The following is a 24,871-nucleotide window of genomic DNA, read 5'->3' on the forward strand; positions in this document are numbered from 1 at the left end:
CAATCTTATGAGTGAAAAATCGCTTTCCGAATTGATAGACGAGGCCATTACCTCGGGAGCCAGTGCCTTACCGGTATTTCCGCGGGCGGTAACCGAGCTGCGTTTGGCCTTGCAAGACGAAAATCGCTCGCTGGACGCGATTGCCAAACAATTGGCGATGGACGCCAGTTTAGCCAGCCAAATTTTGCGCGTTGCCAACTCGTCATTCTATGCCGGCTTGGGATCAATCAACACCGTCAAGGATGCTCTGGTCCGCTTGGGTTTGCCGCGCATCGTCCAGATTGCCACTTTGGTTACGCAGAAAGGCTTGTTTGCGGCAAAAGATGCCGCCACTCAGCAATACATGGTCAAACTTTGGCAGCATAGCGTTGCGGTGGCCTTGGGCGCCGAATGGCTGGCCAAGCGTTTGTCGTTCCAGACGATAGCGGAAGAAGCCTTCATGGCCGGCCTGTTTCACGACATTGGTGAACTGTTGCTGCTGCGCTGCTTGGAAGATCTGGCGGCCAAGGACCCCAATCTAAATTTACCCGCCGATTTGCAGCGAGAACTGATCATCCGCCAGCACGAGAGCAAAGGCGCATGGTTGCTGCAAGAATGGAATTTACCGGAAACCTATCGTACGGTTGCCGCCAACCATCATCAGCCGGCCACCGAACATACCGGCACAGTGGAACTGTTGGTGCGCGTAGCCGACATGGTCGCCTACAAACTGGGTATTGCGCCGCGGCCGCAGCCCGATCTGGTGATCTCCAGCAGCGAGGAAGCCGGTCGGCTCGGCCTGTCGGAGATTATGCTGGCCGAGCTGGAAATCGCGCTGGAAGATTCGCTGGCCTTGTCTGCCTGACACGCCAACCCCGTTCATACACCTGCGATGCAGGGTAATCCTGTTGCTACCGATTCCACCGGCTCGACTAATTGCCTTCGCTAAAACGCGAGGCTTTGCTTTAGAATGGCCGTCAGCCGGCATGGCCGCTTTCCCAAACTTTGCATAACCACGTTGGAACAATGACCATCGAATTTTTGATCAATTTTCTGATTCTGTTGCTCGGCACTCTGGCCGCCGGGTTTTTGGCTTACCGCTCGTTTCAAAAGCGCCGGATCCAGCTCGGAGCGGAACCGACCTTGCCGCAGTACTTTATCCGGCGCAGTACATACTGGAGTGGGATTGTCCTTTACTGCTCGTTGATGGCTGGATTGTTTTTATTGCTGACTTGGCAATGGCTGCCGCTGGAGCCGTTGGTAACGCTGATCGTTAGTCATTTACGCGCCGGTGAACTGGTGAATCTGCTCTACGGTCTGGATGGTAACAAACTGTTCCCGCTAATTGCTGCCGGCATCATGCTGTTTTTCGTCGCTTGGGAAAGCCCATTTAATCCGTTGTTGATTTTACGGGACAGCATTCACGACGCCTTTGCGATTCCGACCAAAGCCGTCGAAGTGTATAACGCGCTGATCAAATCCCGGCTGTCGGCGGCGGACGACAAGATAAAAGCCCAAATCGCTGATCGTCTGTTGGTGCAAAGCATCGACGCCGGCGATTTCGATAAATCCGGCGCCACGGTCGAATACAAATGGGCGCATAACAGCCTGCTGTTCGACCAAATCCAACACTATGCCGATCAATCTTCGTATCGTCGCCTGTTTAGCGAACCCTCGCTGAAATGGGGCGAGATTTGCATCTCCTATAATGCAATGTCGGAAAAGGTGAATATTTGGAAGGAAGCCGAGCCGCATTACACCAAGACTGTCAACTTGCTGAAGGATTTGGACCGACTGACCGGACTGCTGTGCCGATTGCTGGCGGCGGCGGTGGTATTCGGCAGTCCCAGCGAAAACGACATGTGGGAGACGGTCAGAAAACTCGGCGGCAATGTGCACGAAGCGCGCTTGAAGCACACCTATAAATATCTGCTGATATTCGCCGCGGCGACGGCGTTTGGCGTGATTTTGGGGCGGGAAGTGTCGGTGGCGTTGCACAACGTGTTTCTGTTTCCGGACAAACCGTTACCGCATTTTAGCTATACCACCCTGCGCTGGATAGCCTATTCAATCGCCATTTACGTGGTGCCCATTACACTGGTTTTTGCTTTGCGGAGCGTCGCATTCCGGCACCAACAGGAACCCGCCGAACATAATTACGGCTTTTACATGGCGATAATGTTCGTCTGCTTCCTGGTCAGTACCACCATCTCGACCTTTATCCTGGAGTTAACCTTTTATCGCCGGGATGATTTTAATTTCCTGGACAGTTTCCTCGATCACGCCCGCTGGGGGATTATGCCGGCGCTGATTTGCGGTTTTGTCGCCTACCGGATGGACGCGCCGGCCAGCGAAGCCGAAGCCCTGAGCAAAACCATCCTCTCCGCTGTGTTGGGTTTTCTGGCTTGGGGTGGGATTGCGGTGATTTTCATGCTGTATGCGACGGACGATTTGGCGATTGAGAAGCTGAATTTGCGGTTTACGTTGGTGGGGACGGCGTTTTTTGTTACTGGTTTGTTGGGGGCGGCGGCTCGGTTTAAGACGGCTAGTGATTGAGGTTTGTTTTTTGTGTCGCTAACGCGACGGCTTAATTTAATGTCGGGTCTCGGCCCGACAGCCGAGATACTTTCTTTTGCTTGGCCAAAAGAAAGTATCCAAAGAAAAGCCACCCGGATGCCGCTTGATCCTGCGCGCCGAAGCTTTTATCGAGGGTCGGCAGAAGGGGCTTCCCAGCCCCTCCGCCGACGTGCGGCATGCCCGAAAAAGCGGGGCAGGCTCTCCCTGCCGCACCCCTTCGGGCAATTCTCGATAAAAGCTCCGGTGCTCGGCGCGGCATACGGGAGAAACCCCGCGCGGAACTCGACAGATTATTTTGTATGAAATTTTGTAGGGCGCATTAGCGACAGCGTAATGCGCCGAATGATTTAAAGCCAACATACGGCGCAATACGGCTACGCCTATTGACGCCCTACCCATTGCAACTTACGGCCTTACATCACTAAGCTAAAGGTTTTACGTGAACATTCCATTTTTCGATGCGTTGGCAAATGGACAACGCTTTTTAATTGCTGGGGTTGGCGGAGGATTTGATATTGTCAGTGGTGTCCCCATCTACCTATATTTGCGTCGCCTTGGTAAGCAAGTCACGATGGCTAATCTCTCTTTTACAGAGCTTGGCTTAACGAATTGCGAAGAAATTTGCCCTGGCGCTTTTCTTGTCAATAAACAATCTGCCGACTTGCCGTATTTTCCAGAGAGGTGCATTTTGGAGTGGTTGTCGTCTCGGGGAGAAGAGTCGGCAATGTATGCGTTTTCGAATGAAATTGGCGTCTTACCGTTGAGAAGTGCTTACGCCGAAATAGTCGAGCGTCATCAAATCGATACGCTGGTATTGGTTGATGGTGGCACCGATAGTCTGATTTTTGGGGATGAGCCGGGGATAGGTACGGTTGTTGAAGATGCATGTTCGATGATTGCCGCTAGCGGCGTAGCCGTAAAACAAAGTTTGATGGCGGTGGTAGGTTTTGGAATAGATCATTTCCACGATGTCAATCACCACGCCTGTCTTGAGAATATCGCGACGCTAATCAAGGACGATGGCTATTTGGGAGCTTTTTCCTTAACCAAGGATATGTATGAGGGCAGAGGGTACCTGGAGTTGGTTGATTACCTCAATCAAAATATGCGTGTTAGGCATTCTATTGTTACAAATTCGGTTGCTAGTGCGATAAAAGGTGAATTTGGGGATCATCAAGTGACATCTCGAACTAGCGGTAGCGAATTATTTATAAATCCACTAATGAGTTTGTATTGGACTTTTTCCTTGTCTGCTGTAGTACGGCGAATGGGTTTTGCTGCAAAAATTGAGAACAGTACTGAAATGGACGAAGTTGCTAAATTGATCCGTTCTTTCCGTATTGGAAGTAGGCTAAGGGATCGCAAACGTATTCCATTGTAAAAATTCACGGCTCTCAATCAGATTTTCCAATGATATTTTGAATCCCGAGAGGGTTTTGGCCCCGTATGCCGCGCCGAGCACCGGAGCTTTTGTACGGATCAGCCCGAAGGGGTGCGGCATGGATGCCGCACGTTGCCGAAGGGGCAGGAAGCCCCTTTCGGCAACCCCGTTCAAAAGCGAGGAGCGTAGGGAATAAGCGGCATCCGGGTGGCTTTTTCTTTGGATACTTTCTTTTGGCCACACAAAAGAAAGTATCTCGGCTGTCGGGCCGAGACCCGACATTAAATTCAGCCGTCGCGATAGCGACACATAACCCCCATCACCGCGTCGGCACAAAAAACCGTGTTCACCCTACGTCAAACAAGAGTCATACGTTATACGGCGTAGAAATCCAATCCCTCAACACCGCCTCATCCCGCTCCGGCAAATAAGCAAAATCCCCGGAAATATCCTTGTAGACCGACTCGGCGCTATAGGTCGAAACCAACTTACCCTTGACCATGTAAAAAAACCAGGCAAACGGATAGCCGGCCTGACGGTCGAAACGGCTCAATACATTGCTTAACGCGCTGCCTTTTTTGCCGGCAAAGTCTTCCAGATGCGGCAGGTTGTTTTTGTGGGTGTTGACGATTTCCACGTTGACGATTTGTTCGCCGAAGCGGCCGGTGTGCCGGTAGGGGCGGATGATCCAGTCTTCGGACATGCTGTGCTTCTGGCCGGCGCTGCTGCGGTTCCAGTCTTCCATGAAGCGTTGTACCGGATGTTCGCCGGGGTGTCGCTCGTTAATCACTTCCATGAACAGCTTGACATCGGTCTTGCGCCGGTAGGTGTACCGAGAATGCCCAAAGCCGAAGCTCTCGATGCAAAAGGGTTGCAGCGGGTCGATGAATTCTTCCAGATCGTCGGGTGGATTGTTTTCGTCGACAAGCATTCGATCAGAGACTTCGTGAGTCTTGTCAATTTCGATCAGCGTAAAATCTTCGGCTTTGGTGCCGGTCTGTACCACAAAATACAGGGTTTTGCCGGTCTGTTTGGTGGCGATCAGTTTTTGTTCCAGCGTGTAATCGATCAGGGTTTGCAGGTTTTGCCCGCATTCCAGATAGGTGCGTTCCACCCATTCGATTAAATCGTTGGCGATGCGTTTGCCGTCCATATCCACCACGCCGCCCAGCCGGTACCATTCATCACCGGTCAAAGCCAGGCGGATGGGGTGGTCGGGAATCAGCGCCTGTAGTTTGCTGAGCAGCAAATCGTCGGTTTGGCCGGGGATGATTTTTTTACAGCAATCGGTAATGTCTTGTCCGGCAAGATTGAGTCTTGATTCAGTCATGATCGGCTTCAGGTGTGGAGTTTGAATGTAAGCGTTGCCTTACCAGTTCGCGGACATCCGGTTCCGGATCCTCGGCGAGAGCGGCGAGTTGCGCGGGATCGACCTTTAGTGCCGCTGTGTAGCGCACAACCCAATCTTCGTCGTTTAACAGCATGGTTGCGTCTTCCGGCGCCATGCGTTCCGCGACGATGCGCCGCACATCCGGCGAACGGTCGTTAGCCATCAGCCCCAGGCTGACTTCCGGCAGCCGTTCGGCAACGCGCTTGCGTACTTGTAAGTCTTCGTCTTTGATGAAACGAAACAAGCGGCCCGGCGGTAGGCGTTTGGCGACCATCAAGCGCACGATATAGTCGGGGTCGTCAGCCAGCAACTCCAGGTGTTCCGGATCGATACGGTCCGCGACCGTCATGCGTACTTCGCGGTCCGGGTCGTCGATCAAGGCTTGTAGCTGCTGGGCCGGCAGACGAAACGCGACAGCGCGGCGCACCACTTCGTCTTCGTCGGTGATCAGCGCCGACAAGGCTTTTAGCGGTGCGTAGCGCACGGCGATGGCCCGGCGTTCCCAGAACGGGTCTTGCAAATAAAGCGTGGCGTAGGCCGGATTGACCCGAAAGAAACGGTCGATTTGCCGGCCGCTATTGATGAACACGCAAGTATCGCCGGGCATGCACCGGCCCATCAGCAGGGTTTTCCCCCGGAACGGGCAGAGGCTGCAATCGGCGACGGGCAGAGTAACAGGGCTGTCTTGTTCCGCCATATTATCGTCTTATTCGGGAATAACTTCGGCGATCACAATGCCCGAGGCATTTTCGTAATTATCGGTAATGCGTAAGCAATGTTCGCGGCCATCGACCAAGTACAGATTGAATCCCGCACCTTCCAATAACGGTTCATTGTTGGGCAGGTCGTCGTCCATGCAATAGGTGAAATGGACGCCGGGGTATTCGCCGCGCAGTCCACTGACGACGGTTTCGTTCAAGGCTTGGCCGTTAATTTTCTCGGCTATGGTTTGCAGTTGCTCTGGACTAATCATCGCTAGGATTCCTGTTCGAAACAAACGCGCTGCACGGGCTGGATGCCCATCGATTTAGCCAGCCACGGCGGCGGGGCATGCGCTAAAACGATTTGCAGTTGTTTGATAATTTGAGTGATGGCTTCGCCCTGGTCGGCTTTAACCGGATGAATGCCGTATTTGATAAGTTTTGCCGCCGCCGGGCCGCCGATAGAAGCAATATACAACACTCGGCAATCGGCGATCAGTTCTGCGCGATACACATTCTTGTCGTCATGCTGCCGTTGCGCGTCGCTATCGATGCTGCGCACATCGACGAGCCGGGCGTCGTCCGCGGCAATCTGATAAATCAAAAACTGCCGGCACGAGCCAAAATGACCGCTAATTAACTGCGGATCGTCGCTGCCGATGGCAATTCGGATCGAGCTGGCGGATGCAATTGTCTGGCAGGGATCGGCTATCGGCGCGGGTTCCTCGCTGTTTTGCAGAATGCGCAACGATTCACGGATACTGTCGGCGTTGGCCACAATGCCGAAATTGTTTAAGGCTTGTTGGAACTGGGCTTTGCCGAGTTCGGCCAGGTTTTTGTCGTTTAATGCTGTGCCTATACAGGCACGGAGCACGGAGATAAACAGTTTGGGAGGGGTATCGGGCAGGGCGCGAGCCGCCAGCCCGATGCGCAGTGCCAGTTCCCGGGTTAAGGTAGACTGGCTCATGGCGTCAAGCCACTAAAGGCAGAATGCAGTTGTCGATTGGGCAAACCTTGACGCATTGCGGTTCGTCGTAATCGCCATTGCATTCCGTGCAAGTTTTTTTGTTGATTTCAAAAACAATTGCCCCTTCCTTGATGGAGTCGGTAGGGCACACCGGCAGGCAATCGCCGCAGGAAATGCATTCTTCGGCAACAATATACAGAGACATGGCTTTATTCCTCCGATAACCGTTTAGCTTGCAAAGTTGTAGGGATTTTAGGCGGAGGTGACAGCGGATCAAAGTAATATTTGGATCCGTCACCCAAAACCACTTCACCGCCCCATTTATCGGCGCTGTCAAATTCTAAGGATTCGATGGTTTCTTCAAGGTCTTTTTTAGCGATGTAGAACAGCAATTTGCCGTCTTCGCGTTTCCTGAGCATGACGCTAGGCATTGGGATTCTCCAGACAAGTGTAGGTCGGGTTAAGCCTGCGCTGTAACCCGACACGATATGATTGACTGGTGGGCACCGTGGCGGTGCCCACCCTACGCTTAACGAATCAAGTCGTAGTTGTAGTCAGTGGTTCCCATACCTTTGGTTTCTTTGTCCAACTGCTCCAACAAGGCGTTAACGATGGTGGTCAACATGTACATGCCGCCTTCGTAGCCCAATGTGGTCATACGGTGCAAGTGGTGACGATCAAAGATGGGGAAGCCGATACGGATCAACGGTACTTCGAACTCTTCGCCTTTGTAGAAGGTGTCACGTTGGATAAATTTGCCGTAGGAGTTACCGATCATGAAGTCCGGTTTGTTGGTGAACATCAATGAACGGAAGTGCCACAAATCTTTGCCGATATGTACCGTCGCTTCTTGGCCGTAAGGCGAGGCTTTCAACACTTCTTCAACCGCTTTTTTGTAGCGTTTGTTGGCGTGGTTGACTAACACGTCTGTTACCTCGGCGCCCATTTCCAGCAGGAATTTGGTCATACCCAAAGCAAAGTCTGCGTCGCCGTACAGGGCAAATTTTTTGCCGTGTAACCAAGCGTGCGAGTCGGTCATCATGTCCACATAACGGCCTCGTTCCACTTCCAGCGATTTTGGAATCGGTTTGCCGGTCAGTTCGGAAATTTTCATCAGGAACTGGTCGGTCCATTCCAAGCCCATCGGGATGTTCAGTTTGGGCGCGTCGTGTTTCCAGCTAGTTTCAACGAATTTTTTGGTTTTTTCCAACTGCCAAGGTTGCAGCAACACGGTAGTGATCGCGTTAGGCGCATCTGCAACTTCGGCGATGGTAGTGCCACCGGCATACATGTTGAAGTGGCCATCAGCAGGCGTATCCAGTACTTCGGTAGGATCGCTCAACAAAGTGTGGTCAACGCCCATTTCGTTCAACATCCGGTGAATGACGCGGAAGTTGCCCAAATAGGTTTCAAAGCCGGGGACTAAGTTGATTTTGTTGTTACTGCCAACTTCGTATTTACCTTCAGGCAACATACCTTTTTCAAGGGTGAAGTAGCGGGCAATGCCTTCGAACATGTTGTCCCAACCGGTGGTATGGCTACCGACGAAGCTAGGCGTATGCGCAAATGGTACAGGGTAGTCTTGATCGACGTGGCCTTCTTTTTTGGCATTGTTGATGAATGCGTTCAAGTCGTCGCCGATAACTTCCGCCATACAGGTGGTTGATACTGCGATCATGGTGGGTTTGTAAAGGGCTTTCGCGTTTTCCAAACCGGCAAACATGTTTTTCTGACCGCCGAATACCGCCGCGTCTTCTGTCATCGAGTCAGATACGCAAGAGATAGGCTCTTTGAAATGACGGTTGAAGTAAGTACGGAAATAAGCCACGCAGCCTTGCGAACCGTGCACATAAGGCATGGTTTTTTCAAAACCCAGTGCGCAAAGTACCGCGCCCAAAGGTTGGCAAGCTTTAGCAGGGTTAACCGTGATCGCTTCACGTTGGAAGTTCAGTTCTTGATATTCCTTGGTAGTCGTCCATTGGAACACTTCATCAATGGTGTCTTGTGGATGACGTTCTTCGTACTGTTCGCGTTTGTTGGCCAAGCTTTCCTTGTACTCGTCATTTCTGAATAAAGGATAACTGGGTTCTATTTTATCGACATTTTGGCTCATGATAATCTCCTAACGCGCCACTAATCTGTGGTCCGGCGTTGATTGGATTTTGCCGGGAATGAAATCCCGACCGACATTTTGGCTCCTAGTAGGGTGGGCAGTTTGCCCACCTTTCCGGGAGTTAAGATGGGCAATGCCCACCCAACGGATTACGCAACCGCTTTGACAGGTTCGCTCTCGGTCGCTTCGGTTTTCCAAGGCGCTTTGAAGCTTTTCCAGCAAGGGTTGTTGATGGTCATGTCCATATCGCGGGCGAAGATGGCGAAACCGTCGTAGCCGTGATAAGGGCCTGAGTAATCCCAGGAGTGCATTTGGCGGAAAGGCACACCCATTTTTTGGAAAATGTATTTTTCCTTGATGCCTGAGCCGACCAAGTCAGGTTGGACTTTTTTCACGAACTCTTCGAATTCGTAACCGGTGACGTCGTCATACAACAAGGTGGCGTTGCCCATTTCTTTGATAGTACGGTCGTAGTCGTCGTTGTGACCGAACTCGTAACCGGTACCCACCACTTCCATGCCCAAATCTTCATAAGCGCCGATAACGTGGCGCGGACGCAGACCGCCGATGTACAACATCACCCGTTTGCCTTCCAGGCGTGGTTTGTATTTAGCGATGACGGCATCGTATTCGGCTTTGTAGCGTTCGATGACGCGCTCAGCACCTTCTTTGATAGTGTCATCGAAGTGAGCGGCGATTCTGCGCAAAGACTCGGCGATTTTAGTCGGGCCAAAGAAGTTGTACTCGATCCAAGGGATGTTGTACTTTTCTTCCATGTGGCGGGCGATGTAGTTCATCGAACGGTAGCAGTGAATCAGGTTCAGTTTCACTTTTGGGGTTTTTTCGATCTCGGCAATGGTACCGTCGCCAGACCATTGAGCAACCACGCGCAGACCCATTTCTTCCAACAGGGTACGTGAAGCCCAAGCGTCACCACCAATGTTGTAGTCGCCGATTACGGCTACGTCGTAAGGGGTGGTGGGGAAACTTTCGTCGCCGTCGCGGTTTTCCAATACCCAGTCGCGAATTGCGTCGTTAGCAATATGGTGACCCAAGGATTGAGACACACCGCGGAAGCCTTCGCAACGTACTGGCACGATGGTTTTGTTGTACTCTTTGTTTTTAACTTTAGAAACCGCTTCGATGTCGTCGCCGATCAAACCGATTGGGCACTCGGATTGAATGGAGATGCCTTTATTGAGCGGGAATAAAGTTTCGATTTCGTCGATACATTTAGCCAGTTTTTTATCACCGCCGAATACGATGTCTTTCTCGGTAAAGTCCGAGGTAAAGTTCATGGTACCGAAGGTGTTGACGCCTGTAGTACCTACATAGTAGTTACGGCGACCAGCACGGGAATATTGACCACAGCCAACCGGGCCGTGTGAAATATGGATCATGTCCTTAATAGGACCCCAAACCACCCCTTTGGAACCCGCATAGGCGCAACCACGAATGGTCATCACGCCGGGTAGGGATTTACGGTTGGAAGTGATACATTTGTTTGATTTTTCCAAGCTTTGATCGTTGATGGCCAAATGTTTGGCGCGATCGGCTTTGGCTTTTTCGGGATAGACTTCCAGCACTTCTTGAATAAGCGCTTCGGTCTCTTCTCTTGTCATGGCTGCCATGATGAAATCCTCCTGGTAGTCCTGGGTAATCCCCCACAGACTTGTTAGGAACTATGCGAAAGCAGGTTGGACAGGCTAACAGCCGGCCCAACCTACATACTGATTAAGCTTCGGCTGCGGCGGTTACACCGACAACGCTTTCGTCAACTTCTTCCATGACGCCGAATTCCATCAACAAGTCTTCCAACTCGTCCATAGTGATTGGAGTTGGGATCACCAAGTTGGTGTTGTTGATGATTTTTTGCGCCAAGTCGCGATACTCTTGTGCTTGTTTCGCGGTTGGTTCGTACTCGATTACTGTCATACGACGGATTTCAGCACGTTGGACAACGTTGTCACGTGGTACGAAGTGAATCATGTGTGTGCCCATTCTGGCAGCCAATTGCATGATCAGTTCGTCTTCGCGAGCGGTGTTACGGCTGTTGCAGATCAAACCGGCCAAACGCACGCCGCCTGAGTTAGCATATTTCACGATACCTTTAGCGATGTTGTTGGCAGCATACATAGCCATCATCTCGCCTGAGCATACGATGTAAATTTCTTGGGCTTTGTTTTCACGAATTGGCATCGCGAAACCACCGCAAACAACGTCACCCAATACATCGTAGAATACGAAGTCGAGGTCGTCGGTATAAGCACCTTCTTCTTCCAAGAAGTTGATCGCGGTGATAACACCACGGCCGGCGCAACCTACACCTGGCTCTGGACCGCCTGATTCAACGCATTTAACGTCGCGGTAACCCACTTTCAATACGTCTTCCAGTTCCAAATCTTCTACGCTACCGGCATCAGCTGCCATTTGCATGATAGAGTTTTGCGCTTTTGCATGCAGGATCAAACGAGTAGAATCGGCTTTAGGGTCGCAACCGACGATCATTACTTTTTTGCCAAGCTCTGCCAAGCCAGCAACCAGGTTTTGCGTGGTGGTAGATTTACCGATACCACCTTTACCGTAAATAGCACATTGACGTAATTTCGCCATGATCTTCTCCTCTTGAGTAGGTGTTGTTAATAACAACCTGATAATTGCAATGGCCGTGCCAAAGTTTTGATGTGTTTTAAGTCATTGAAAATAAAGGATAAAAAATAATATTTCTAGCTTTTTCGATGGTCGGATTAGCAACATTCTTTGTAAGGCCTGTTATCTAACCAACATAAATCGCGGGGTTTTTATTTGAAGCGGGGGCTAGGTGCGTATTCGCCGCGGATTTTGGCCCCGGTCCTTTAGCGATCACGCTGTGTCTTGATTTGGCTTGCCGATAAAGGGAGTTTGCTGCTTTGCCCGGACGACTTCGGTGAATAATCGCCTACACACTCTATAATTGATGCCAATCTTGGGCGCCGGGCATAAGCAGGCGTATATCCGGTTTTATCACGGGACCTGTAGGTGGCGGTTTGCAGCCACATTTTTTACCTGGGAATGGTTACGCATGCGGTATTTCTTGAATTTAATAATGATATTGTCTTGGTATGTTCTTTAAGAATTGGTGGCCTTTTCGCCGCAAGCTGAAAAATCAGGCGAAGAAGGATGATTCCTTCGATGTCAATCAGCGCATCTACACGCCGGTTAGCCAGTTGACCGTCGGCATGTATGTCATCGAACTGGACCGGCCTTGGTTGGAGAGCCCGTTCTTATTTCAAGGGTTTGAACTGGAAACGGAAGCCGATATTCGCGCGGTAAAAGATGTTTGCCAGTACGTCTATATCGACGCCACCCGCAAAAGAAAACGCCCGGTCCAGGCTAAAACCACTCAAGACAGTTTGCTCAGCGAGAGCAATATTGATTTTGGTGCGCCGCCGCCGCCAAAGCTAAGCGTTTTCGAGAAAGAGTTTGCACGTGCCGAACATGTTCATAAAGAAGTGGGTCAGTTGGTATCCAACTTTATGGAGCGCATCGCCAATGGTGAAGGGATAGACACTCAAGCCGCCAAAGAAGCGGTCGCGCAATGCGTGAACAGTATTTTGCATTCGCCGGATGCTTTTTTGTGGCTGAACCAGCTCAAGAACAAAGACAAATACACCGCACAACATAGCTTGAACGTTTGCGCCTTAGCCATTGTGTTGGGCCGCTACCTGAATTTTTCCGTAGCCAACCTCAACAATGTCGGCTTGTGCGGGATGATGCACGACATGGGCAAAATGTTGGTGCCTTTGGATATTCTGAATAAGCCCGGCAAGTTGGAACCTGAGGAGCTGGCGATTATGCGCTCGCATGCCGCTCTGGGCTACGAACTGCTCAAGTCCAGCGATCAAATGTATCCAGGGGCGATAGACACGGCCTATTCTCACCACGAAACCTTGGACGGCAAAGGTTATCCCCGGCGTATCGGCGAAAGAGGGATTTCGCTCTTCACCAGAATCGTTACCATCGTGGATATGTACGATGCCATCACCAGCGACCGGGTGTATCAGAAAGGCCGGACGCATCTGGAAGCGACCAATATCCTGGCCAATATGGCCGGCTCTCAGCTGGATGAGCGTTTGGTGATCAAATTTATAGAATGTCTGGGGGTTTATCCGCCCGGCAGTATCGTCATGATGACCAACGGGTACATCGCGATTGTGGTGGAAGTCAACGAATTGCAGAAGCTACGGCCCAAAGTCATCATGTTGCTTGATGCGCAGAAACAGCGGATTCCGGAAAGAATCGTCAATCTTGCGGATATGCTGCTGGACGAACACGGCAAGGTGCTAACTATCAAGGGGATAGTCAAAGCTCAGGATTACAACATCGACATCAAAAAATATTATCAACAGGGCGTATTGCAAAAGGGATTTGCTAATGACAAACGCTAAGGTACGTTAACAAACCGGACGTTTAGAGCAATTCTGCTAGAATGAGGAACCTGATTATGGGCTCGTCACAGTTTGTTGGTGGGCTAAATCGTCTTGATTGTCGCGGCTTGCCAAGCCATGGCTACAAATTTTCTTCTGGCGTCTTGGAATTCAATGTACAGAAAAAACCTGATCGGAAACGGATTTACGCTGATGGAAATGCTGTTGGCGGTCGCCATCATGGCAGTGTTGACCGCCATTGCCATACCTGCCTACAACGGTTACATAGATAAAAGCAAGAACGACCTTGCGATTAGCTACCTTTTAGCCATACAGACGGAAATCGAACGCTATTACACCCGCGAATTTCACTATCCGAATGCGCTTAGCGACATTACCTCTGCTCTGCCCAACAACGGCAAGGACCCCTGGGGTAGAGACTATGTCTATCTCAATATCATAGAGGGCGGTCCGGGTACCCAAGGCGATGTACGCAGAGACGGCGCGCTTAACCCGATCAACACCAAATACGATTTGTATAGTTTGGGCAAGGATGGCGTTACCAAGAAACGAATCAGACTGGATGATAGTCTAGACGATATTATCCTGGCCCGAGATGGCGGTTTCGTCGGTTTGGCGGCAGATTTCTGAGAGAACCCCTTAGCAATGGAGCGCAAGCTGTCTTTTAGCCATAGCAAGGTTGCCCGCCGCATTCTGTTTTCTTTCGTGTTGGCCGCGCTGATCCCAATCGCTATATTGGGCATCCTTTCATTCCAGCAAGTCAAGCAGCAATTGCAAGAGCAGACTGCCAAGGCATTGCAGAGAGGCTGTAAGGAGTACGCCTACGGACTGGTCAGCCGCTTGTTGTTTGCCGAAAATTCCCTGCGGCTGGCGGCCTTGAAAATTCATAAATCTAACAAGGACGATAAATCTGTGGCGCTGGCCGGCGAACAATGGTTGCAAGGCCAGTTCACCAGTTTGGCATTACTCCGCGCCGATGACCAACCCGCCACATTATCCCGAGACAACACGGCAATACCGACGCTGGCGGCGGAAGAGCTTGCGCGGATTGTGGCCGGGAAAACGCTGATTAAACCGGTGAGTGGCCAGCGGCTTAAAGATAATCGTTTATGGATGGCTATCAATCTGGTCGAAAACTCACCGAAAGCCGGCATCCTGATGGCCGAATTGAAACCCGACTTGTTATGGAATTCCGAAACTATCGATCCCAACAATCTGCTGTGGGTGATAGATGCGGATTCGGTACGGATGATGTTCGCGCTGGAGCAAGATTTCGAACCATCCCCCGAGCTTAGGGCGCAAGTCGCGCAAGCCAATAGCGGCCGCTTTTCGTGGCAAATGGATGGTAAAGCTTATCTAGGCGCGTATTGGAAATTGCCGGTCGCGACGCTGTTTCTGGGGCCGGACCTGATCGTCGTGCAAAGCCAGCCTGAATCGTTGGCGTTTGCGGCAATTCGGCAATTTAGCGCGATTTACCCACCGGTGATTCTGCTGGCCGCGCTGATTGTCGTGTATTTAAGCAGTAGGTTGATTGCTAAATATTTAACGCCGCTCGAACGCTTAAAAATAGGCACCCAACGGGTTGCCGACGGCAATTTGGAATGTCGAGTAGATATTGATAGCCATGACGAATTTGAAGAGTTGGCGGATTCGTTCAACGAAATGACGCGCCGCCTGCGTAGCCAGTTCGATATTCTCGCCACCATGGCGGAAATCGACCGCAATATTCTCTCCGCCTTAAATGCCGAAGACATTATCGACACGGCGTTGAATCGCTTGCCCAGCATATTGTTTTGCGATTTGATTTCCATCGCCGCGGTCAATCCCGATACCGGTATCGCCGACGAGATTCGGGTTCGGCGTAGCGGGCACGATGCCGAAAAATTAGCCGAACCGGTGATTCTGAGCCAACAGGATGTAGCGGATTTGCGCGCCATGCACAATGGCGCCCTGGAGATTGCTAACAATGACGAGCGGATGTCCGAGTATTTGCAGGTGCTCGGCGTGTCCGGCGCTTGGCGCTATTTGCTGGTTCCCGTTCATGTCAACGGCGCACTGGCTTCGCTGATTTGCTTGGGTTATCAAGCGCCAAAGCAAATTCCACCGGAATCGCGCAACGCGGCAATTAGTTTCGGCGACCGCATCGCCGTCGCGCTGTCCAATGCCGCCTGGGAAGAGAAGCTATACCAGCATGCGCATTACGATTCCTTAACTGGCTTGCCCAATCGCTTGGTACTGCATGACAGGCTGGGGCAGGAAATTGCGCGGGCCCGGCGCGATGACGCGCAGCTGGCCGTGTTTTTTATGGACTTGGATCGCTTCAAAAACGTCAACGACTCCCTGGGACACGCGGCCGGCGACGAATTGTTGCGGCAAGCGGCGCGGATTTTTCTGAATTGCGTTAGAGCGACTGATCTGGTTGTCAGACTGGGCGGTGACGAGTTCGTCATCGTGATCGGTGAATTGCATACTCAGCATAACCCGGCGGCCTTCGTCAGCGCGGTTGCCGAGAAAGTTCTGGCTGCGCTGAAGCAACCCGTGACGGTGGCCGGATTGCCCATGACCGTGACGACCAGTATCGGGATTGCACTGTTTCCCGACGATGCCGACAACGTGCCGGATTTACTGAAAAATGCCGATGCCGCCATGTACCACGCCAAGAGCGAGGGGCGCGCCAATTTCCGGTTTTATTCGCCGGAGCTGAATGCGGCGGCATTGGAAAATATCAAGCTGGAACAAGAACTGCGCGGTGCTATCGGCAGAAACGAGCTACTGGTGTTCTATCAACCCAAGGTCGATTGGGATGGCCGCATCGTCGGCGCCGAAGCCTTGATCCGCTGGCGGCACACCGAGCTGGGCATGATTTCGCCGGCTAAATTCATTCCGTTGGCCGAACAGACCAGTTTAATCGTGGAGATCAGCGATTGGGTCTTGGAGCAAACCTGTTTGTGGGTAAACGCTTGCCATGCCCAAGGCCTGGGGCCCTTGCGGATTTCTGTCAATCTTTCCGCGGTCGATTTTAAGCACCCGGAATTGGTCGAGAAAATCGCGGCGGTGTTGAGCAAAACCGGCACCGACCCAAGTTTCATAGAACTGGAACTCACCGAATCGGTGGCTATAGGCAACATCAAGGCTTGCATCGAACGCATGCATCATTTGAAAGCGCTGGGACTGACCCTGTCCATGGACGATTTCGGGACCGGTTTCTCCTCGTTGTCCTACCTAAAAGAATTGCCGCTGGATGTGCTGAAGATCGATCAATCGTTTGTCCGGCAGCTGGAAAGCGACGACAGTAGCGCTGCTATCGTCCGCGCGATTCTGGCACTTGCCGACGGCTTGGGTATGGAAACTATCGCCGAGGGCGTGGAAACCGCAGCGCAACTAGAACTATTGAAACAACATCACTGTGGCTTATTTCAAGGCTATTTATTCAGCCGGCCGGTGCCTAGCGATGAATTTTTAAGTTTGTTGCAGGCCGACGCTGCCAAGCGTGGCGCAGACCTGCCGGCGATTAGTTCCAGCTAAACCAGCGGCGGCCCCAGGCACTGACACCATCCAGATACAGATACACCACCGGCGTGGTGTACAAGGTCAGCAATTGACTGAAAATCAAACCGCCGACAATGGAAATTCCCAAGGGCTGGCGTAACTCCGCGCCGTAACCCGAACCCAAAGCCAAAGGCAACGCGCCAAACATCGCCGCCAGCGTGGTCATCATGATCGGCCGAAACCGCAACAAACAGGCTTGGAAGATGGCTTCCTCGGCGCTCAGCCCTTTGTGGCGTTCGGCGTCCAAGGCAAAATCGATCATCATGATCGCGTTCTTCTTCACAATGCCGATCAGCAAAATCACGCCGATCAAGGCGATGATGCTGAACTCGGTATCGCAAGCCAGCAAGGCCAGCAAGGCGCCGACCCCAGCCGAGGGCAGGGTGGACAAGATCGTCAGCGGATGGATATAGCTTTCATAGAGCATGCCCAGCACGATGTAAATACTCAGCAGTGCCGCCGCGATCAACCAGGGTTGGTTGCGTAGCGACTCCTGAAAAGCCTTGGCCGAGCCCTGAAAACTGCCGCGCACCGCAGCCGGCGTGCCGAGGTCTCGCAGGGTTTGCTCGATGAATTGGGTGGCGGTGGACAGCGAGGTACCGGGCATCAGATTAAAGGACACGGTGGCGGCGGCGAACTGGCCTTGATGGTTGACGGTCAGCGGCGCGTTGCTGGTCTGGAAGCTAGCCAGCGTCGCCAGCGGAATTTGGGTGCCGGTGTTGTTGCTGACGTAAAGCTGTTGCAGCGTGCGCGGGTTTTGCCAGTATTCCGGTGCCAGTTCCAGCACCACCCGGTATTGGTTCAACGGTTTATAGATCACCGACACCTGGCGTTGCCCAAAGGCGTTGTTCAAGGCGGTATCGATAGCCGCCTGACTGACGCCCAAACTGGCGGCTTTGTCTCTATCCACCACCAGCGATATTTGCCGGCCCTTGTCTTGCTGATTGGTGTTGACATCGGTCAGCTCCGGCCGCTTGCGCAATGCCGCGACGATTTTGGGCGTCCATTCGCGTAACAGGTTCAAGTCTTCGGATTGCAAGGCAAACTCGTACAGCGCCGCCGAGCCGCGGCCGCCGATGCGTAAATCCTGCACCGGCTGCAAAAACAGGTTGGCGCCGGGTTCGTCGGCCAGCTTTTCCCGCATGCGCCGGCTGATTTCAGCCATTGGCGCGTCACGCTGCTCGGGCGGCTTGAGTACCGCAAACATCAAACCGGAGTTGGTGTTTTGCATGCCGCCGGCGAAGCCCACCACATTGGTTACCGCCGGGTCTTGCCGCAAAATATCGACAAAATCATGCAGCTTGCTTTGCATGGCCTGGAAGGAAATGCTTTGATCGGCCTGGATGGTGCCGCTGAGCCGGCCGTTGTCCTGCACCGGGAAAAACCCTTTCGGCACGATGATGTACAAATACACGTTCAAACCAATGCAAGCCAGCAGCACGGTCAGCATCAATTTGGGATGGTGCAGCGCCCAGCTTAAACTGCGGCGGTAGCCGTTTTGCAAGCGCTGGAACTGCGCTTCCAGCCAAGCCGAAAGCTTGCCGGGCGTATGATTTTCCGCCGGTTCCAGCCAGCGGGCGCACAGCATCGGCGTCACGGTCAAGGACACTACCAGCGACACCAGCACCGCCGCCGACAGCGTCACGGCAAATTCCCGAAACAGCCGGCCGACGATGCCGCCCATCAATAATATCGGCGTGAAGACGGCGATCAGCGACAAACTCATCGCTAACACGGTGAAGCCAACCTCGCCGGCTCCGCGCAGCGCGGCCTGGAACGGCGGCACGCCGTTTTCGATATGCCGGCTGGTGTTTTCCAAGACCACGATGGCGTCATCCACGACAAAGCCGGTGGCGATGGTCAAAGCCATCAGCGACAGATTATCCAGGCTGTAATCGCACAAATACATCACCGCGCAGGCACCTATCAGCGATACCGGCACCGCTACGACCGGGATCAGCGTGGAGCGCAGCCGGCGCAGAAACAGCAAGACTACCAGGATCACCAGCACCACCGCGATCAACAGGCTGCGCTCGACTTCATCGACCGAGGCGCGGATGGTTTGCGAACGATCCGAGACAATCGACAATTCCATCGCTGCCGGCAACAGCGCGCGCAACTGCGGCAGCATGACTTTGACGTGTTCGACGGTGTCGATAATATTGGCGCCGGGTTGTTTATTGATGATCAATAACACTGCTGGCTGGCCGTTCTTCAGGCCGGTACTGCGCAAGTCTTCCACCGAATCCACCGCGGTCCCCAGATCGGCGATGCGCACCGGCGCACCGTTGCGGTAAGCGACGATCAAGGGCAGGTAATCGGCGGCGTGTTCGGCTTGATCGTTGGCGTGAATTTGCCAATGCCTCTCGCCGTGTTCCAGCGCGCCTTTGGGGCGATTGGCGTTACTGGCGTTGATGGCTTGGGCGACCTGATCCAGGCCGATGCCGTATTGTGCTAACGCGCCGGGATTCAGTTCCACCCGGACAGCCGGCAGGGAACTGCCGCCGACATTGACCTGGCCGATGCCGGGCAACTGGCTGATTTTCTGTGCCAATATCGTTGACGCGGCGTCGTACATTTGACCGCGGCTGAGGCTGGTGGAGGTGAGCGCCAGAATCAGAATCGGTGAATCGGCCGGATTGACTTTGCGGTAGTTGGGCCGATTGGGCAGATTACTGGGCAGCAAACTGCTGGCGGCGTTGATCGCGGCTTGCACGTCGCGGGCCGCGCCGTCGATGTCGCGATTTAAATCAAACTGCAAGGTGATCCGAGTCGAACCCAGCGAACTGGCCGAGGTCATTTCGCTGATGCCGGCGATACGGCCCAACGCCCGTTCCAGCGGCGTGGCGACCGTGGCGGCCATGGTCTCCGGACTGGCGCCGGGCAGGTTGGCGGACACGGAAATAGTCGGGAAGTCCACTTGCGGCAAGGGGGCGACCGGCAGTTGCAGGAAGGCTATGATGCCGGCCAATGCCACACCGAGCGTCAGCAGCGTGGTAGCAACCGGGCGGTAGATGAACAGCGCCGATATGTTCACGGCTGGCGGTCGCCGCTGTCGGCTAAAGGCGATTCGGCCGCGCCGCGCAAGCTTCGGGCCAGCCGGTCCAGGCTCAAGTAAATCACCGGTGTGGTGTACAAGGTCAGCAATTGGCTGAGCAATAAACCGCCGACCATACTGATGCCTAAGGGATGGCGTAATTCCGAGCCAACGCCGCTGCCCAACATCAACGGCAGGGCGCCCAACAATGCCGCCAGCGTGGTCATCAGAATCGGCCTAAAGCGTAGCAGGCAGGCTTGGAAAATCGCCTCGCGCGGCGGCAGGCCTTGCTTGCGCTCGGCTTCAAGTGCAAAGTCTATCATCATGATCGCGTTCTTTTTGACGATGCCGATCAGCAGCACGATGCCGATCACCGCGATGATGCCCAAATCGTGGCCGGACAACTGCAAGGCCAGCAGCGCGCCGACCCCGGCCGAGGGCAGCGTGGACAGGATGGTGATGGGATGAATATAACTCTCGTAGAGCACGCCGAGCACGATATACACCGTGACGATGGCGGCCAGGATCAGCCACAGCGTGCCGCCGAGCGAGGCGTTAAACGCCAAGGCCGCGCCCTGATAATCGCTTTGCACCGCTAAAGGTAAACCGATGTCCTGCTTGGCCTGCTCGATGGCTTGAATGGCGTCGCCCAAGGCGGCGCCGGCGGGCAGGTTGAAGGAAATGGTCGCGGAGGGAAACTGATCCAGATGGTTGATAGCCAGCGCGGTTTGCCGTTCGGAAATACTAGCCAGGGCCGACAGCGGCACTTGGCTGCCATTGCTGGAAGGAATCCGCAGTTGCTGCAAGCCTTCCGGGCCGCTCTGCTGCTTGGGGTCTACTTCCAACACTACCCGGTACTGATTGGACTGGGTGAAAATGGTCGAGACCAGGCGCTGGCCGTAGGCATTGTATAAAGCGTTATCGATGTCGGCGGTGCTGACGCCTAGCCGGCTGGCGCTGGCTCGATCGATTTCGATATAGGCTTGCAGGCCTTGGTCCTGCACGTCGCTGGCGGCATCGGCGATAGCGGGCAGGGCGCGCATGCGCTCAACCAGGCGTTGGCTCCAGCGGTTCAATTCGGATAAATCCACGGTCTGCAAGCTGAATTGAAACTGGGTGCGGCTGACCCGGTTTTCCAAGGTCATGTCCTGCACCGGTTGCAGATAGACAGAGATGCCAGGCACGTCGGCTAGGCGTGGCCGCAAGCGTTCGATCACTGTGCTGGCCTTGTCGCGTTGGGCTTGCGGCTTCAGGTTGATTAAAAAGCGGCCGCTGTTCAAGGTCGGATTACTGCCGTCCACGCCTATAAACGACGACAGGCTGGCCACGGCCGGATCGGCCAGGATCTGTCTGGCCATGGCTTGCTGGCGTTCGGCCATCGCCGCGAAGGAAATGCTGGGCGGCGCCTCGGTAATGCCTTGAATCAGGCCGGTGTCCTGGATCGGGAACAGGCCCTTGGGCATGGCAATGTACAACAACACGGTCAACGCCAGCGTGGCGATAGCGACCAGTAGCGTCAGGCCTTGGCGCTTAAGCACCCATTCCAGACTGCGGCCGTAAGCGGCGATGACTTTGTCGAGGAAGCCGGCGTGTGAGTCATGGCCGGCTGCACTGGCCCGTAGCAGCCTAGCACACATCATCGGCGTCAAAGTCAGCGACACTACCGCCGAGATCAGAATCGCCACCGCCAAGGTGATGGCAAATTCGCGAAACAAACGGCCCACCACGTCGCCCATGAACAGCAGCGGAATCAGCACCGCCACCAGCGAGATGGTCAAGGAGATGATGGTGAAGCCGATTTGCTCCGAGCCTTTCAGGGCTGCCTGCAAGGGCGACTCGCCGCGCTCGCGGTAGCGGGAAATGTTTTCGATGACGACGATGGCGTCGTCCACCACAAAGCCGCTGGCGATGGTCAGCGCCATCAAGGTCAGATTGTTGATGCTAAAACCGGCCAGGTGCATCACCGCAAAGGTGCCGACCAACGACAATGGCACCGCGACCGCCGGGATCAAGGTTGCCGGTAGGTTGCGCAGAAATAGAAAAATCACCATCACCACCAGCGCCACGGCCAGCAGTAACTCGAACTGCACATCGTGCACCGAGGCGCGGATGGTGACGGTGCGGTCGGTCAAGGGCAGCACTTCGACCGCGGCCGGCAAGGTCGCCCGCAGTTGCGGCAGCAACTTGTTGATGCGGTCCACTACTTCGATGATATTGGCGCCGGGTTGGCGTTGGATATTGACGATAACCGCAGCGTTGTCGTTAGCCCAGGCCGCCAGTTTGACGTTTTCGGCGGCGTCGACCGCCTCGGCGACCGCGGATAGCCGCACCGGGGCCCCGTTACGATACGCCACCACTAAGTCGCGGTATTCAGCCGCTGAGCGCAGTTGGTCGTTATTGTCGATGATGGCCGAGCGCTGCGGGCCGTCGAACATGCCTTTGGGTTGGTTGACGTTGGCGGTGGCGATGGCGTTGCGCAGGTCTTCCAAGCTGAGACCGTAGGCGGCCAGGGCTTGGTGGTTGGCCTGGATTCTGACTGCCGGCCGTTGGCCGCCGCTGATGCTGACCAGACCGACGCCGGGCAATTGGGCGATTTTCTGTGCCAGACGGGTATCCACCAAATCCTGGACTTTAGGCAAGGCGAGGCTTTTGGATGTGACCGCCAAGGTCAAAATCGGCGTGTCGGCTGGGTTGACCTTGTTGTAAATCGGCGGCAGCGGCAAGTCTTTGGGCAGGAAGTTATTGGCGGCGTTGATGGCGGCTTGCACGGTTTGTTCGGCAATGTCCAGATCCAAGGCCAGATCGAATTGCAGCGTCACCACGGACGCGCCGCCGGAGCTGGTCGAGGACATTTGCCGCAGGCCGGGCATCTGCCCGAACTGGCGTTCCAGCGGCGCGGTAATCGCCGAGGTCGTGACTTCCGGGCTGGCGCCGGGATAGAGCGTGGTGACTTGAATGGTCGGGTAATCGACTTGCGGCAGCGCCGAGATCGGCAATAAGCGGTAAGTCAAAACCCCGGCCAGCAGCAGGGCCAGCATCAGCAAGGAGGTGGCGACCGGACGCAGGATAAAGTGTCGCGACGGGTTAAAGCCGGGAAGCGGGTTTTGCGCGGCGGCCATGTTTAGTTGGCGGTTTTGCCGGAGGCGGTGGGTTGGGTTTTATCGATTACCTTGACTTGGCTGCCTTCGCGCAGTTTGTCGGCGCCATCGATCACCAGCTTTTCGTTCACGCCCAGACCTTCCGGAATCGCGACCGTTTCGCCGTCAGCCGGTCCGGCTTTTATCCGCTTTACGCTGATGGTGTTGTCGTCCTTCACCACGTAGACGAATGCGCCATTGGCCCCGTGCTGAATGGCGGAGCTGGGGACTAAGGTGGCGGCACGCAAGGTGTCCAGACGCATTTTGATATTGACGAACTGGTTGGCGAACAGGGTGCGGTCTTCGTTATCAAATTGGGCTTTTAATTTCAGTGTGCCGGTGCTGGCGTCGATCTGGTTGTCCACCGCCAGCAGCTTGCCGCTGGCTAGTTTTTGCCGGCCGGCCCGGTCGTAGGCGTCAATGACCAGCGTCTCGCCGGAACGCCAGCGCCGCATCACCTCGGGTATCACATCTTCCGGCAGCGTGAATACCACCGAGATCGGCTGAATTTGGGTGATGACCGCCAGTCCACTGACGTCGCTGGCGCGGACCATGTTGCCTTGATCCACCAGCCGCAAACCGATGCGGCCGGATACCGGCGCGGTGATGCGGGAATAACTGAGTTGCAGTTTGGCATTGTCGAGTTGGGCGCGGTCGATTTCGACGCTGCCGCGATATTGCTTGACCAGCGCGGCTTGGGTGGCGGTTTGCTGGGCGGCGATGGAGTCTTGCTCCAGCAAGGTTTGATAGCGGGCTTGGTCGATTTCGGCGTTTTTTAGCAGCGCTTCGTCGCGCAGCAATTGGCCTTCGGCTTGTTGCACGGCCACTTGATAAGGTCGGGGATCGATTTCGGCGAGCAGTTCGCCTTGTTTAACCGCTTGGCCCTCGGTAAACGCCACCCGGATCAGTTCGCCATCGACGCGCGAGCGCACTGTCACGGTGTGCAGTGGGGTGACGGTGCCCAAGCCGTTTAGGTAAATCGGCAAATCGCCTTGCCAGCTTGAGGCGACTGCGACGCTGATGGGAATGTTTTCGTTGGGATTGGCGTGCGCATCCTGGTTTTCCCGCGGATGCTGGCCGGCATGGTGCAAATAATAGCCGCCCGCCGCGACAGTTAATAGGAGAATGGTCGCCCAGTGCCAGCGCGACCTCGGCTTTAATGCGGAAAAATCCTGATCCTGGTTCATAGCCATGCGAATAACAATAAGTGGGTGCCGGCGTCATGCCGGCCAGCCGAGTCTAGCGGCACAACTAAAAAAGGCATCTTGAAGATGCCTTTTTCGGATTGTCTGCCGCTGTCGTGACGATCAATCGTAATGGTAGTGTTTGCGCAAAGGCTTGACCACTTCCCAATGGCTGTCCAGGCCTTCATGAAACATCACCAGGTCGCCCGGTAAAATCCGCACCGGCTCGCCGCCCACTGGAGTGACGATGATTTCGCCTTCCAACACATAAGCGGTTTCGGTTTCGTCGAAATCGATGGTGAATTTGGAAATTTCTTTTTCCCAGATCGGCCAGCTCGATACGCCCAGCTCTTTTAAACGTTCTTCGCTGGGGTTATGTTCAACGGTAATTTGGCTCATGGGTTTCCTGTTTGAATGAAGTTGATCGAG

At 54.1% G+C, this 24,871-nt stretch carries 19 protein-coding genes; 6 read left to right on the forward strand and 13 right to left on the reverse strand.

Annotated features, from left to right (window positions below):
• The first annotated feature begins 7 nt into the window (after positions 1-7).
• The 3 genes from ACWAU0_RS11015 to ACWAU0_RS11025 all read left to right on the forward strand — a co-directional run bounded on the left by ACWAU0_RS11015 (position 8) and on the right by ACWAU0_RS11025 (position 3,937).
• On the forward strand, positions 8-844 hold the full coding sequence (locus ACWAU0_RS11015; RefSeq protein WP_458139144.1) for an HDOD domain-containing protein: 837 nt from the start codon (positions 8-10) through the stop codon (positions 842-844).
• A gap of 161 nt (positions 845-1,005) precedes the next feature.
• Positions 1,006-2,535: a hypothetical protein gene (locus ACWAU0_RS11020; protein ID WP_458139145.1), complete on the forward strand. Its 1,530-nt coding sequence runs from the start codon at positions 1,006-1,008 to the stop codon at positions 2,533-2,535.
• 460 nt (positions 2,536-2,995) lie between these two features.
• Positions 2,996-3,937: a DUF1152 domain-containing protein gene (locus tag ACWAU0_RS11025; protein WP_458139146.1), complete on the forward strand. Its 942-nt coding sequence runs from the start codon at positions 2,996-2,998 to the stop codon at positions 3,935-3,937.
• Positions 3,938-4,304: 367 nt separating this feature from the next.
• On the opposite strand, the gene ACWAU0_RS11030 is transcribed toward ACWAU0_RS11025, so the two are convergent.
• From ACWAU0_RS11030 to nifH, 9 genes are all read right to left on the reverse strand, one after another.
• Positions 4,305-5,267, reverse strand: a complete 963-nt coding sequence (locus tag ACWAU0_RS11030; RefSeq protein ID WP_020483293.1) for a hypothetical protein — start codon at positions 5,265-5,267, stop codon at positions 4,305-4,307.
• Positions 5,260-6,024: a 4Fe4S-binding leucine-rich repeat protein gene (locus ACWAU0_RS11035; protein WP_033159065.1), complete on the reverse strand. Its 765-nt coding sequence runs from the start codon at positions 6,022-6,024 to the stop codon at positions 5,260-5,262. Before ACWAU0_RS11035 ends, ACWAU0_RS11030 begins: the two co-directional genes overlap by 8 nt.
• 9 nt (positions 6,025-6,033) lie before the next feature.
• Entirely contained in the window at positions 6,034-6,300 is a 267-nt protein-coding gene (locus ACWAU0_RS11040) for a DUF6129 family protein (RefSeq protein WP_026603355.1), read from the reverse strand.
• 2 nt (positions 6,301-6,302) lie between these two features.
• Positions 6,303-6,995 carry a nitrogen fixation protein NifX gene (gene nifX, locus ACWAU0_RS11045; protein WP_033159064.1) on the reverse strand — a complete coding sequence of 231 codons (693 nt, stop codon included), beginning with the start codon at positions 6,993-6,995 and terminating at the stop codon, positions 6,303-6,305.
• Between the two features lie 4 nt (positions 6,996-6,999).
• A complete protein-coding gene (locus tag ACWAU0_RS11050) occupies positions 7,000-7,200 on the reverse strand; it encodes a 4Fe-4S binding protein (protein ID WP_020483289.1) in 201 nt (66 codons plus the stop codon).
• Between the two features lie 4 nt (positions 7,201-7,204).
• Positions 7,205-7,426, reverse strand: coding sequence for a putative nitrogen fixation protein NifT (gene nifT, locus ACWAU0_RS11055; protein ID WP_020483288.1), 222 nt, complete (start codon positions 7,424-7,426; stop codon positions 7,205-7,207).
• 98 nt (positions 7,427-7,524) lie between these two features.
• Complete coding sequence (gene nifK, locus ACWAU0_RS11060) at positions 7,525-9,108, reverse strand: nitrogenase molybdenum-iron protein subunit beta (protein ID WP_033159062.1); 1,584 nt, start codon at positions 9,106-9,108, stop codon at positions 7,525-7,527.
• A 149-nt stretch (positions 9,109-9,257) separates the two neighbouring features.
• A complete protein-coding gene (gene nifD / locus ACWAU0_RS11065) occupies positions 9,258-10,739 on the reverse strand; it encodes a nitrogenase molybdenum-iron protein alpha chain (RefSeq protein ID WP_033159061.1) in 1,482 nt (493 codons plus the stop codon).
• Positions 10,740-10,842: 103 nt separating this feature from the next.
• Positions 10,843-11,721, reverse strand: a complete 879-nt coding sequence (gene nifH, locus ACWAU0_RS11070; RefSeq protein ID WP_033159060.1) for a nitrogenase iron protein — start codon at positions 11,719-11,721, stop codon at positions 10,843-10,845.
• A gap of 488 nt (positions 11,722-12,209) precedes the next feature.
• Here nifH and ACWAU0_RS11075 point away from each other — a divergent pair, with 488 nt between their 5' ends.
• From ACWAU0_RS11075 to ACWAU0_RS11085, 3 genes are all read left to right on the forward strand, one after another.
• Positions 12,210-13,535, forward strand: coding sequence for a cyclic di-GMP phosphodiesterase (locus ACWAU0_RS11075; RefSeq protein ID WP_458139147.1), 1,326 nt, complete (start codon positions 12,210-12,212; stop codon positions 13,533-13,535).
• Between the two features lie 153 nt (positions 13,536-13,688).
• Entirely contained in the window at positions 13,689-14,165 is a 477-nt protein-coding gene (locus ACWAU0_RS11080) for a type IV pilin protein (protein WP_458139148.1), read from the forward strand.
• 15 nt (positions 14,166-14,180) lie between these two features.
• A complete protein-coding gene (locus ACWAU0_RS11085; RefSeq protein WP_458139149.1) occupies positions 14,181-17,060 on the forward strand; it encodes an EAL domain-containing protein in 2,880 nt (959 codons plus the stop codon).
• Here the strand turns inward: ACWAU0_RS11085 and ACWAU0_RS11090 are convergent.
• The 4 genes from ACWAU0_RS11090 to ACWAU0_RS11105 form a co-directional block, all read right to left on the reverse strand.
• Positions 17,047-20,121: a multidrug efflux RND transporter permease subunit gene (locus tag ACWAU0_RS11090; protein ID WP_458139150.1), complete on the reverse strand. Its 3,075-nt coding sequence runs from the start codon at positions 20,119-20,121 to the stop codon at positions 17,047-17,049. The genes ACWAU0_RS11085 and ACWAU0_RS11090 overlap by 14 nt on opposite strands.
• The gene (locus ACWAU0_RS11095; protein WP_458139151.1) at positions 20,118-23,240 is read right to left on the reverse strand and encodes an MdtB/MuxB family multidrug efflux RND transporter permease subunit; all 3,123 of its coding nucleotides are present in this window, start codon (positions 23,238-23,240) and stop codon (positions 20,118-20,120) included. The genes ACWAU0_RS11090 and ACWAU0_RS11095 overlap by 4 nt, the downstream gene beginning before the upstream one ends.
• 2 nt (positions 23,241-23,242) lie before the next feature.
• Positions 23,243-24,451 (reverse strand): MdtA/MuxA family multidrug efflux RND transporter periplasmic adaptor subunit, encoded by a 1,209-nt coding sequence (locus tag ACWAU0_RS11100; RefSeq protein ID WP_458139152.1) that lies wholly within the window; start codon positions 24,449-24,451, stop codon positions 23,243-23,245.
• Between the two features lie 114 nt (positions 24,452-24,565).
• Complete coding sequence (locus tag ACWAU0_RS11105) at positions 24,566-24,841, reverse strand: cupin domain-containing protein (RefSeq protein ID WP_033159054.1); 276 nt, start codon at positions 24,839-24,841, stop codon at positions 24,566-24,568.
• Positions 24,842-24,871: the final 30 nt, after the last annotated feature.

This window comes from Methylomonas sp. Uni0009 (assembly GCF_054188105.3).